Annotated in this window: 12 protein-coding genes and 1 other RNA gene; 5 read left to right on the forward strand and 8 right to left on the reverse strand. The window is 30.0% G+C overall.

What is annotated here, in order from left to right; genetic code table 11:
• Positions 1 to 54: 54 nt before the first annotated feature.
• Positions 55 to 771, reverse strand: coding sequence for a DNA/RNA non-specific endonuclease (locus tag LRR82_RS07875; protein ID WP_249028887.1), 717 nt, complete (start codon positions 769 to 771; stop codon positions 55 to 57).
• A gap of 64 nt (positions 772 to 835) precedes the next feature.
• Between LRR82_RS07875 and LRR82_RS07880 the strand changes: the two genes are divergently transcribed.
• Positions 836 to 1,816, forward strand: a complete 981-nt coding sequence (locus LRR82_RS07880; protein WP_249028888.1) for an NAD(P)-dependent oxidoreductase — start codon at positions 836 to 838, stop codon at positions 1,814 to 1,816.
• A 10-nt stretch (positions 1,817 to 1,826) separates the two neighbouring features.
• Here the strand turns inward: LRR82_RS07880 and LRR82_RS07885 are convergent, their stop codons facing one another.
• Positions 1,827 to 3,296, reverse strand: coding sequence for a phosphate--AMP phosphotransferase (locus tag LRR82_RS07885; RefSeq protein ID WP_249028889.1), 1,470 nt, complete (start codon positions 3,294 to 3,296; stop codon positions 1,827 to 1,829).
• Between the two features lie 42 nt (positions 3,297 to 3,338).
• Positions 3,339 to 4,751: a putative bifunctional diguanylate cyclase/phosphodiesterase gene (locus tag LRR82_RS07890; RefSeq protein WP_249028890.1), complete on the reverse strand. Its 1,413-nt coding sequence runs from the start codon at positions 4,749 to 4,751 to the stop codon at positions 3,339 to 3,341.
• A 555-nt stretch (positions 4,752 to 5,306) separates the two neighbouring features.
• On the opposite strand from LRR82_RS07890, the gene LRR82_RS07895 reads away from it, so the two are divergent.
• The 4 genes from LRR82_RS07895 to LRR82_RS07910 all read left to right on the forward strand — a co-directional run bounded on the left by LRR82_RS07895 (position 5,307) and on the right by LRR82_RS07910 (position 7,685).
• Positions 5,307 to 5,921 (forward strand): LexA family protein, encoded by a 615-nt coding sequence (locus LRR82_RS07895; RefSeq protein ID WP_249028891.1) that lies wholly within the window; start codon positions 5,307 to 5,309, stop codon positions 5,919 to 5,921.
• 24 nt (positions 5,922 to 5,945) lie between these two features.
• A complete protein-coding gene (locus LRR82_RS07900) occupies positions 5,946 to 6,146 on the forward strand; it encodes a hypothetical protein (RefSeq protein ID WP_249028892.1) in 201 nt (66 codons plus the stop codon).
• 241 nt (positions 6,147 to 6,387) lie between these two features.
• The gene (locus tag LRR82_RS07905; RefSeq protein ID WP_249028893.1) at positions 6,388 to 7,347 is read left to right on the forward strand and encodes an Abi family protein; all 960 of its coding nucleotides are present in this window, start codon (positions 6,388 to 6,390) and stop codon (positions 7,345 to 7,347) included.
• A gap of 200 nt (positions 7,348 to 7,547) precedes the next feature.
• Positions 7,548 to 7,685, forward strand: a complete 138-nt coding sequence (locus LRR82_RS07910; protein WP_249028894.1) for a recombinase family protein — start codon at positions 7,548 to 7,550, stop codon at positions 7,683 to 7,685.
• Positions 7,686 to 8,005: 320 nt separating this feature from the next.
• On the opposite strand, the gene ssrA is transcribed toward LRR82_RS07910, so the two are convergent.
• The 5 genes from ssrA to LRR82_RS07935 all read right to left on the reverse strand — a co-directional run bounded on the left by ssrA (position 8,006) and on the right by LRR82_RS07935 (position 12,195).
• Positions 8,006 to 8,353: a transfer-messenger RNA gene (gene ssrA / locus LRR82_RS07915) on the reverse strand.
• Between the two features lie 41 nt (positions 8,354 to 8,394).
• Positions 8,395 to 8,841, reverse strand: a complete 447-nt coding sequence (gene smpB / locus LRR82_RS07920; RefSeq protein WP_249028895.1) for an SsrA-binding protein SmpB — start codon at positions 8,839 to 8,841, stop codon at positions 8,395 to 8,397.
• A gap of 5 nt (positions 8,842 to 8,846) precedes the next feature.
• A complete protein-coding gene (rnr, locus tag LRR82_RS07925) occupies positions 8,847 to 11,033 on the reverse strand; it encodes a ribonuclease R (protein WP_249028896.1) in 2,187 nt (728 codons plus the stop codon).
• A gap of 44 nt (positions 11,034 to 11,077) precedes the next feature.
• Positions 11,078 to 11,308, reverse strand: coding sequence for a preprotein translocase subunit SecG (secG, locus tag LRR82_RS07930; RefSeq protein ID WP_249028897.1), 231 nt, complete (start codon positions 11,306 to 11,308; stop codon positions 11,078 to 11,080).
• 131 nt (positions 11,309 to 11,439) lie between these two features.
• Entirely contained in the window at positions 11,440 to 12,195 is a 756-nt protein-coding gene (locus LRR82_RS07935) for a PIG-L deacetylase family protein (protein ID WP_249028898.1), read from the reverse strand.

Below are 12,195 nucleotides of genomic sequence, written 5' to 3' on the forward strand. Positions count from 1 at the left end.
CTTTATTTATAAGTCTTATTTTATCATATTATAACGATGTTTCCAGTACATTTCTTAACTTTCATAACTATCCCCACTAGAATAATCAATTTCTATTCCTGGTTGATTGTTATAAACATAAACACAAAACTCCAAAGCATCTCCTTGATCTTCATAAGACATAGCTTCCATTAATACACCAGAAGCAACTAAGTTATCCCCTTCATAAATTGCAGTTACACGATACAAAACATGATTCCCCGTTTCTTCTACATATCCTGCAACCAAATTTTCAAAAGGCAACATTCCCTCTACATTCATTGATTGAGTACCCGTAATCAAATTTAATTCATTCGCATTTTCTCCTGTTAACTGAAACCCTAACAAATGACTACGATGATATAAATATCCATTACTAACACAATCATATACTGCTACTTGATAACCAGTCGGGATAACACTACTAATGTCACCTCTTTGTTCTGTTGGCATTAATTCTTCACCAACTAAAGCATATCCTTGTTGTGCTCTTCCCCATTCATCTAGAGAAGCATATTCTTCAAAGACATCCAAATCTTGGTAATCTTCAAAGTATGGAACATTATTATTGATTTCTACAAATAGCTCATCACTATATGCTGGAATCGTATCTAATGTAATATTTGTTTCCACACTATCATTCAAATTAAAAATAGAACTAAATTCTTCTAGGTAGTCGCCTTGTAAAACACTACCTCCTGCTGATAATAATATTAGTAATAAAACGAATATATTTTTTGGTTTTTTTCTCATTTTAACATCCTTTTTATTCTTATTTATTTTAATTTAGGGTATACTATCTTCGGAGGTTTTTATTATGAAAATAGTATTTTATAATGTTCGTTATGACGAACAAGATTTTATTCTTTCTTTTGCAAAGAAACATCAAATAGATGCTACACTTTGTTACCAATCTTTAGGTCCAGATACATTTGAATATTTAAAAGGACAAGATGGTGTTAGTGTTGTTACATCAAAAATAGATCGTTCCATGATCGAAAAAATAAAAGAAAATAACATTCAATTCCTATCTACTAGAACCATTGGTTATGATCATATTGATATTCAAGCATGTCATGATTTAGGTATTAAAGTAAGTAATGTTACTTATAATTCTTATAGTGTTGCTGAATATACCTTAATGATGATGTTAATGGGTCTTAGAAAGATACCTTCTTTAATGCAGCGTTTCCAAGGACAAGACTTTGGCCTATATACTGCTAGAGGAAAACAATTAAAAGATTTAACTGTTGGTATTATTGGTACTGGTAAAATTGGACAAACAGTGATTGACTTACTTACCCCATTTCATTGTACCATCCTAGCATATGATGCTTATCACAATCCTAGTTTAAAGGATAAAGTAACTTATTGTTCCTTAGAAGAATTATATTGCCAAGCTGATCTTATTTCTCTTCATGCACCAAATACAGAAGAAACATATCATATGCTTGATACAAAAGCATTTGATAACATGAAAGATGGTGTTGGTATTGTCAATACTGCAAGAGGTTCTCTTATTGATACCCAAGCTTTAATTAATGCAATTGAATCAAAGAAAGTGGGTTTTGCATGTTTAGATGTATTAGAAAATGAAACAAACATTTATTACAAGGATATGAAAAATCAAGTGATCAATCATCGTGAACTAGCAATATTACGTTCTTTCCCGAATGTTCTATTAACACCACACACTGCTTTTTATAGCCAAGAAGCAGTAACCGATATGATTGACAACTCCATCTATAGTTTACTCCAAATGTATCAAGGAAAAGAAAATCCTTGGCTTATTAAATAGGATGTGATTATCACATCCTATTTTTTATTTCTTCTTCTAATTTTTCTCTAATCGTACGCAACACTTTAATTCTTGCATACATTTTGTCATTACCTTCAATAATAATCCATGGTGCCTCATGTGTAGAAGTTCTTTGAATCATCGTATTAACAGCTTCTTCATAGACATCCCATTTTTCACGATTACGCCAATCTTCATCCGTTATCTTATAATTCTTTTCAGGAGTATTCACTCGTGTCATAAAACGAGTATACTGTTCCTCTTTATCAATTTGAATCCAGAACTTTAATACAACCGCACCCCAAGAATGCAACATATCTTCAAATTCATTAATTTCATTATATGCTTGTTCACAACGCTTTTTATCCGTTAAATCTTCTAGTTTTTCGACCATCACTCGACCATACCAAGTACGATCAAAAATAGCGATATGACCAACTTTAGGAATTTCTTTATAAAAACGCCATAAATAATGATGCATTAATTCTTCTTTTGTAGGTGAAGCTACCGGTATCACATCAAAACCTCGAGGATCTAAAGCCCATGATAAACGTCGAATGGCACCACCCTTTCCGGCTGCATCCCAGCCTTCAAAAGCTAATACAACAGGTATTTTATTACGATATAATAAGTTTTGTATTTTAGTAAGTCTATCTTGTTCTTTTTTTAGTTCTTGTTTATATTGTTCTTCTGTTAAATAAGGACGTAAAGAAACATCTTGTAGATAAGGTGTATTTAGATGATTTACTAGTAAATTGCTTCTTGTAGTGATTGGTAAACCATTTTCTAAGACATCTTGAAATGTTTTGATCATCGTATCTAAAACTTCTAAAACACCGTCATATTTATCTTCATTAAAAACAATATGCCATGGAGCATAGCTTGTATTTGTTTTTGAAAAGAAATCTTCTGCAAGTTTTTTTCGTTGATCATATTGTTTGTGATTGTTCCAATCTTTTTCAACAATTCTCCAACTCATGTCTTGATCTTCATCTAATTCTTTTAATCTTTTTGCTTGTTCTTTTTTAGAAATATGTAAAAAGAATTTCATTACAATTGTCCCATCATCTACTAATTGTGCTTCTAAACGATTAATTTTATCAGCCCATTGTTCTTGACTAGCACCATCAATTAGTTGTTCAAAAACATCATTATACCAACCTCTATCAAACAATACCATTTTTCCATATAAAGGTAACTTAATGAAAAATCTCCAAAATAAAGGTCTTCTTAATTCATCAATACTTTTCACCTTTGAAGAATGTACTTGATAATGTCTTGGTTCTAATTGAGAAATAATTTTCCCCAATATTCTACCTTTACCAGAAGCACTCCATCCTTCTAAAATAACTACTGTTGGAATATTTTTTTCAAAAATAGTTCTTTGTAAAACTCCTAATTCTTTTTGCTTTTCTTTCACTAATTTCTTTTTTTCTTTCGTAGTAAATAAAGCATATTCATTTTCTTTATTATCAAACATTTTTGAATCCTCCCATTGATAAAAAAGATGTGAAACTCACATCTATAATAATTTAATTAACTCTTCTTGTGGAATTGGTCTAGAAAATAGAAATCCTTGATATATATCACAATCAAATTCTTTAATTAAATCTAATTGTTCTTGTTCTTCAATACCCTCTACTACCGTCGTAATATTTAATTTCTTAGCCAGTGAGATAATCGCAAGCAACGTTTCTTTTGCTTTAAGACTAGAACTAGCACGATCTAAGAATGACTTATCAATCTTTAATGTATCAACAGCTATCTCACTAAATCTACTTAATCCCGACATTCCTGTACCAAAATCATCCATACTAACACTAAAACCAGCTTGACGTAATTGATCTACTTTTAAGACAGCTTTGCAAGCATCCTGTATTAATGCTGTCTCTGTGATTTCGATATCGAAATCACTAGCACAAACAGAATGTTTTTCCATTATTTTTGTTAGTTGTTTTAAAACATCTCCTTCTAATAAAGTAATGGTAGAAAGATTGATTGATATTTTAAGGTTTTTCATTTTTTGATTTTTACTAACACTCTCACAAACTCTTTCAAAAACATAATAATCTAAACTTAAAATAAATCCATTTCTTTCAAAAACAGGAATAAAATGATCTGGATAAATCAAATTATAATAACCACTAACCCAACGAACTAACGCTTCAGCACCTACTATTTGATTTGTTTTTACATCTACTTTTGGTTGATACAACATCGTAAATTCTTTGTTTTCTATTCCTTTTTCCATAGAATGAACAATTTCATTCTTTACTTTAGAAGCTTTAGCCATATCTTTTGAATAGACTGAACAAGTATTGCCATAAATGAACTTTTCTTTCTTCCTAGCCTCATCAGCACAATCAATACAATAAGGAATATCTACATTATTAGTATCGATATGATAAATTCCTGAACTTATATAAATACGATAATAATCATGCGATATTTGATCTAAAATATTAATACCTTGATTATATTCTTTGATTTTATCTTTTTCAATACTATCAACTACAAACTCTCTTTTCACAATAATCGCAAAACGATCCCCACCTACTCTAGAAATAGCCTTAGCTTCTTTAAAATAGTTTTCTAACTTCATTGAAAACTCTTGTAATATCCTTGTTCCTTCTTCATATCCAAATATTTCATTCACATACTTAAAATTATCAATATCCATAAATAACAAAGAATACTCATCATTTGATTCTCTAATAATTTTATTCCCTACTTCACAAAATGCTTGATAAGACATAAAACCTGTTAATTCATCTATACTCAATCGTTTTGTAATTTGTCTTTTTTGATGAGTTAAATAGGTCCAAACACATAAAATATTCATCCCTATTAACATCAATATCACAAAACTAACTATTTCAATATGACTAGTTTCAATAGCACCACTCGTCAGTCCTACTAATAAAATTTTCTCCACATTAATTATCTCTCTTTCTAGACTTCATCCTTATTCCTATAGCATACACTACACAATTTGTTATCAACAATTATGTTTTATTATATCCATATACTATCCTAAATCATTTACTTTCTTAGAACCATTCATTCCCTAATTACAAGCATATTATAAGGATTATAAAGTTCTTAAATGCTTCTTCAATTAAATAAATGATATCATAAAAAGATGTCTATATCAAACAAATTCACCTTTATGTGAACTACTCAACAATTGAATTATTGATGTCTTCATTAAAAAATAGAAACAAAATAATATTTAACTATATGAACCCAACTACCCTTCTTATTTCTTACTATCACAAACTATTTTCACCTCTCATAAGTATATACCTAAATTCTTTTACAATTTCTTTAAAAAAATATTTTTTTATTAAAAAAGACATAAAATAATTACTTGTTATGATATATAAAAAGTTAAATTAACTATAGAAGTGTCTTTTTATTACATCTTGCTGTATCTTTATTGAACTTATTGATAATAAAGAATATAATTTAGACACATGGAGTGCATATAATGAACGTAGGACAACGTATCAAAGAGTTAAGAAAAGAAAAAGGGTTAACACAAGAAGAATTAGGTCTTTTAATCGGTGTTAAAAAGTCTGCTGTTGCTAAATATGAAAATAATCGAGTTGAAAACTTGAAAAGAACGACAATAAAGAAGTTAGCAGATGTTTTTGATGTCAGTCCATCTATATTTATCATCGATGAAGAAGAAACAATAATCTATAATAAAGTTTTTGAAATTCCTGTTTTTAAAACAGTCCCTTGTGGTGTTCCTATGGCTGTTATTGAATGGATAGTTGACTATGAGAAAATAGATGAAAAAGCTATATCCAATGGTTCATTCTATGGATTAAGAGCTTTGGACGATAGTATGTATCCAAATATAATGGAAGATGATATCCTGATTATCAAACAAACATCTATTGTAGATAGTGGAAAAATCGCTATTGTAAAAGTAAATGAGGAAGAAGCTACTTGTAAAAAAATAATTATTAGTGACTCTGGTATTACGATAGTACCTTTCAATTCAAGTTATGATCCTATTCATTATAGTAGAGATGATATTAAAAAAATACCTGTATCAATCTGTGGCGAAGTAGTCGAGATTAGAAGGAAGATGTAGATAAAAACAAAGAGGAGGATCCCAATGAAAATCGGCATGAGAAAACCTAGTATTAAAAAATCATTTAAAGCACGAACTACAGGCAAAGCAAAGAGAGCAGTAAAAAAGGCTATTATTCCAGCTTATGGTAAAAAGGGTACTGGTATTATTAAGAACCCCAAAAAAGCTGTATATAACAAGGTATACAACAAAACTAGCTTTAGTATTTTTAAGTTTTTTAAATAAACGTATTTAATAAGATATATAGAAAGGAATAAAAACAAAATATTTATCTATAATAATAAAGAGCGGTAGAAGTACTCTAAGTGAGCCTACTCGTGCATATGACGAAATAAGTGTTGACTTCAAAATCAATTTACTGTATATTTGTTGTATGGAAAGCGACCGTAGTATTCTAAGTGAACCGTGTGACGCGCAAACAAACTCTTTATCGTTATGATAAAGGGTTTTTTGTTTATAATAATATATGAAACCATTTAAAAGCATAGACGAGCAAATTGAAATATTAAAAGAACGTGGATTAATTATCGATGACTATGAATTCGCTAAAAAGTATCTCTTGCATAATAATTACTATAATGTTATTAATGCTCACTCACACTTTATTTACAAAAATAATAATAATAATTTTATTGATAATTTGACATTTAAAGAGATAGTAGCAATTCATTATTTTGACAAAGAAGTTAAGAGCATCCTGTTTAAACATCTACTTGATTCAGAGAAGAGATTTAAATCTATAGTCGCTTATAAATTTTCCGAAAAGTACGGCTCTAATGATTATCCATATCTTAATGTTAATAATTACAATCCAAAATCTATTTTCGAAGTAACTAGTACTATTGCAAAAATTTCGCAAATTATACAAAGGAAAAAATCAAAACCCGGCAATTCCATTAGTCATTATTTCCAAATATATGATAATATTCCATTTTGGATAATTACTAACGAATTAACATTCGGTCAAACACTCCATCTATATGATCATTTTGATATATCCCTACGAAATAGTATAGCTAAGGAATTTAGCCTGATTTTAGAGGATAACTTAGAAGTTGAAGGGGTTCGAATAACACCTGACGACCTATATACAACGTTAAATAATTTATTAGAAATAAGAAATATACTAGCCCATAATAATCTTATGTACTACTTCAAATGTAGAAAGAACATTCCTTATATAACAGAATTACATAATCTCTTCGACATGAAACATGATTCCCCTAAGAATGCTGTATATGACGTGTTTCTTGCACTATATTGTACTTTATCCTATAACCAATATGTCGAATTGCACAATACAATTAGAAAAAGAGCGAGGACACTTAACAGAAATCTAGTAGTTATTGATGCAAATGTGGTTATGAACAGCTTAGGTTTTCCAGACGATTGGTTTAATTGCCCTGCCAAACCTACCAGAAATTAAAAAAATAAAAAACATCCCGCGCCAACGAGATGTAAAATAAAAGCACATTTCAAGTCCTTTTATGCGCTAATTTTAGCATAAAACGGACCTTTTCACAGTGCCAATAAGAAGGGACTATTAAATTTATGTAATTAATAAAAGTAGCTGCCTATTGCAGATTTAATAGTGATAATCAAAGGACAGAAAGTATCGATGCACAATTGTGTGCAATAAAAGAATACTGTAAAAGAAATAAATATATACTAGAACGCATTTATTTTGATGAGGCAAAGAGTAGAACTAATGATGATAGAGAACAGTTCCAGGCAATGATCAGTGACAGTAATAGAGCTTATTAGAGAGGCATTCTTTACACCTGGTAATATTGATGTCATTGCAAATGAAATCTATGCTTATGTAGAAAATAATTCTAAAAACAATAATAAAATAGTAACTGATTTGATAAATGAAGTTAAAACCCTAGAAAGCAATATCCTAATGCTTATGCCAAGGAAACTATTATCTTTAATCTTGAAGAAATAAAGGATTATTTAAACGCTTTAGAAAAACAAAATAAAAGAATGCTCATTGAAGCATTCCTTTATAAAGTAATAGTATATGACAAACGTATTTTGGTTCAATTGCGCTCTGACAATCTACTAAAAAAACGTGCTATAGCTGGTGGAGATGAGGGGAATCGAACCCCTGTCCAAAAACAGTCCCTCCAAAACGTCTACAGTTTATCTTATTGAATAGATTTAATTAGGCTACAATCAATAAGCAATTTTACACCTAACGAGCTTATAAAATTTTCGAGATAACCATCTAAGCTCTAATTATCCTTAACCTATGGTTATGATACCAATTATTCAGTAATAGGTATACTAAATAGTGGCACTTTCAAGTCTATGTCGACTAAGCGAAAGAATAGTTTGTTCTGTTTCCAGTTAATTTTGTTTACGTTTTAACGGCCGTCACCGACTGCAGTTAAGGTCAGACTTGCCCCTGTCGAATCCAAGACATCCCCATAATAGTCTAACAAGTTAGACTAGATTATTATACTACTTGTTAATAGTTTTTTAAAGCTTTTTCAATATCTCTTTTTGCATCTTTTTCTTTTAAATCTTGTCTCTTATCATAAAGCTTTTTCCCTTTAGCAAGAGCTATTTCTACTTTCACTTTACTACCATGACCAAAATACAACTTAGTAGCAACAATTGTTAAACCATCTTCTTTTAACTTTTGAGATAATTTAAGTATTTCTTTTTTATGTAATAATAGTTTTCTAGTACGCAATGGTTCATGATTAAAACGATTTCCTTGTTCATAAGGAGAGATATGCATATTTTCAATAAACGCTTCTTCATTTTTAATACGTACAAAGCTATCTTTTAAATTAACACTACCCAAACGAACAGACTTAATCTCTGTTCCCAATAATTCAATTCCTGCTTCATAAGTATCTTCAATAAAATAATCATGATAAGCTTTTTTATTATTAGAAATAATTTTCATAATTATCATCTCCTTTTGTTAGGTTTCCCTTTAGAATGAGCATTTCTTTTCATAACAGGTTTCTTCTTTGTTTTTCTTTTAAAATCACTTTTCATATCTGCAATTACAAAGTCAATCTTCTTTTCTTTTTTACTTGCACTACTTACACGGATACGAACATGATCAGACATCTTAAACTTCTTACCAGTTCTTTGTCCTACATATTGTAAATTCAATTCATTAAAGAAATAGAAGTCATCCGATAACTCACTAACATGCACTAGTCCTTCAATCGTATTTTCTAATTCAACAAAAAATCCAAAATTAGTAACCGAACTAATAACTCCATCAAATTCTTGACCTACATATTGCTCCATAAATTCAGCTTTTTTCATATCTTCTACATCACGTTCTACTGTAATTGCAATTCTTTCACGATTTGAAGATTGATACGCTAAATCAGGAATAACCATTTCATAATGATCTAATGTTTTTTCACTAACATCCTTTTCAACTAAATACGTACGAATCAAACGATGTACTAATAAATCAGGATAACGACGAATTGGTGAAGTAAAATGTGTATAATATTCATCTGCTAAACCATAATGCCCTAAACATTGTTCATCATATCTTGCTTTTTGCATGCAACGTAATAAAAGAGTTGCGATTAGTTCATGATTTTCTGTTCCTTTTGATGATTCTACTAATTGACTTAATACAACCGGTTTAATATCTTCTAAAGATCCTTCAATCCCATATCCTAGAATACTAGCTATTGATTGAAATTTTTGTAGTTTTGCGACTTTTGGATGTTCATGAACACGATAAATAAAAGGTAAATCTAATTGTTCAAAGTGTTTTGCTACTGTTTGATTAGCAAGTAACATAAACTCTTCAATAATACGATCACTAGTTCCTCTGGTTCTTAAAACAATATCTTTTACTTTTCCTTTTTCACTAACTAATACCTTTGCTTCTTTCACATCAAAATCAATAGCACCTCTTCTAGCTTTACTATCTTCTAATATCTTAGCAAGCTCTTGCATTAAGAAAAATAAATCAATTACATCATGATACTCTTCTTGTAAAAGCTTATCTCCGTCTAATATCTTATTCACATTATGATATGTCATACGATAATTCGAATGAATTACACTATCACTAATCTTATGATTCACAACCTGTCCATGATGATCTATTTCCATAAAACAAGATAATGTTAAACGATCCACTTGTGGATTCAAAGAACATATTCCATTCGATAACTTATGTGGTAACATTGGTACAACACGATCCACTAAATAAATAGATGTTCCCCTAGCAACCGCTTCTTTATCCAAAGCAGAACTTTCGGTTACATAATGTGACACATCTGCAATATGAACCCCTAAATAATAATTCCCATTCTCTAATCTTTTTAAAGAAATAGCATCATCCAAATCTTTTGCATCATCCCCATCAATAGTAACAATAACTTCCTCTCTTAAATCTAATCTACCAACCAAATCCTTCTCTAGAACAACATCTTCTATCTTATCAATTTGTTGATAAACATCCTTAGGGAAAGCAATATCAATATCATGTTCCTTTAGTATTGCCAGAATATCAATTCCAGGATCACTTTTATGACCCAACACTTCTACAACAGTACCTTTTACATTTGACTTAAATGCCTTAATTTCCACTACCACCATATGCCCAACTACAGCTCCATGAAGATGTGCTTTATCAATAAATACTTCTTTATCCAAACCTAAAATAGTACTCTCAACATAACAATCACGTTTTCCTTTTTTCAACAAACCAACGATCCTTGTTTTATTTCTTTTCACTAATTTTAATACTTTTGCTTCTTTTTTACTTTCATAAGGAGCTTGGAAGATTTGTATAAAAACAGTATCTCCATCAATACTTCCTTTTAAATTATCAACAGAAACAAAAACATCTTGTTCCATTCCTTCTATTGTTACAAAACCATATCCTTTTTTATTCAAAGATAAATTACCTATATAACAATTAAAATGACTAGATAAATAATACTTATTATCATCATCTTTCATAATAATACATTGTTCTTCTAATTCATTTAACTCTTTTAACAACTCTTTTACTTCTTGGCTAGTACTTATTTGTAAATGAGTACTAATCTCTTCATCTAAACGTTCTAAGAAGTTCTCATTTTCTAATAATTCTATTATCTTTTCTTTCATTTTTTCCTCCTTAAAACAAAAAATAGGACTACGTCCTATTTCTTTTATCCCATTCTAAGCATAATTGCTATCACGAAGAAAGCAATCGCTAATCCCATTGTAAGTCTTGAAATTACTAACTCCATTCCACGTTCTTTTGTTTGTGCAAACAAATTTGAACTTTGTCCCGAAAGAGCATTCACAATTCCATCAGATTTACCACTTTGTAATAGACATAAAATAATAAGCGCGATAGCATCAATAACTAATGCGATATTTAATATATTTTCTAACATTTTTATACCTCCTCGATGTTTTTTTATACATTGCTTATACATAATATCATAAACAAAGAAAAAATACAACAAACATTTCACTACATATATTCAATAGAATTCGTTAAAAAAAGAGAAAGAAAACTTTCTCTTTATATCTGTGATCCTTCTACAAAACAATGCATATGCAAACTACTCATTACGCGAATTGCTTCTCCTAACGAATACTCTTTATCTGCTGCTAATTGCATTCCACGCATCGAAAAGTAAGTACGATAAAGATCTAATAATTGAGGTGGCATTTGGCTACGATGAGCAGCCATTGCTTCAAATTTAGTATCAAATGTATCAGTAACATCAATAACCGTATTGGGATTATTTGTAAAATAGAATCCAATTGCAAAGGGTGCACATGGAAGTGTATTTGTACCTTTTGGGTATTCCACTAATGAACAAGAGATAAATGCTTGTGCTGTCGCTTTTCCAGTAACAACATGATCATAATGGGCTTCATAAGATAGCCATGGATCAGGACAGAAAATCATATCATATTGTCCTTCTCTTATCACTTCAGCAATCTTCCCTGCTAACATTGGAATATTATCTAATGTACCATCAACCAGTCCCAAGTTATGATAATTACTTACTCCTAGAATGGCTCCAGAATCTTTTATTTCTTGATTACGTACAAACGCTAATTTATCTCCTGTTAATTCTGGTGATAAAGCGCCTAAAGACCCATCTGTCATCGTAAGATAATCTACTTGACAACCATCCAACGTTAGTTTTTTAATAATACCTCCCATCCCTACTTCATTATCATCAGGATGTGGTTGGATACATAATGCTTTTTTCCCTTTTGTAATATCTGGTGGTAAAAATAATGCTTGTATTTGTTCTTGATTCAT

The organism is Tannockella kyphosi (genome assembly GCF_021054785.1).
GTDB lineage: Bacteria > Bacillota_I > Bacilli_A > Erysipelotrichales > Coprobacillaceae > Tannockella > Tannockella kyphosi.

Coding starts and splice junctions, on each gene's coding strand:
- secG (WP_249028897.1), bottom strand. CDS start 11,308: ATGTTAGAAAATATATTAAATATCGCATTAGTTATTGATGCTATCGCG.
- rnr (WP_249028896.1), bottom strand. CDS start 11,033: ATGAAAGAAAAGATAATAGAATTATTAGAAAATGAGAACTTCTTAGAA.
- LRR82_RS07875 (WP_249028887.1), bottom strand. CDS start 771: ATGAGAAAAAAACCAAAAAATATATTCGTTTTATTACTAATATTATTA.
- LRR82_RS07895 (WP_249028891.1), top strand. CDS start 5,307: ATGAACGTAGGACAACGTATCAAAGAGTTAAGAAAAGAAAAAGGGTTA.
- LRR82_RS07885 (WP_249028889.1), bottom strand. CDS start 3,296: ATGTTTGATAATAAAGAAAATGAATATGCTTTATTTACTACGAAAGAA.
- LRR82_RS07935 (WP_249028898.1), bottom strand. CDS start 12,195: ATGAATCAAGAACAAATACAAGCATTATTTTTACCACCAGATATTACA.
- LRR82_RS07905 (WP_249028893.1), top strand. CDS start 6,388: ATGAAACCATTTAAAAGCATAGACGAGCAAATTGAAATATTAAAAGAA.
- smpB (WP_249028895.1), bottom strand. CDS start 8,841: ATGAAAATTATTTCTAATAATAAAAAAGCTTATCATGATTATTTTATT.
- LRR82_RS07900 (WP_249028892.1), top strand. CDS start 5,946: ATGAAAATCGGCATGAGAAAACCTAGTATTAAAAAATCATTTAAAGCA.
- LRR82_RS07880 (WP_249028888.1), top strand. CDS start 836: ATGAAAATAGTATTTTATAATGTTCGTTATGACGAACAAGATTTTATT.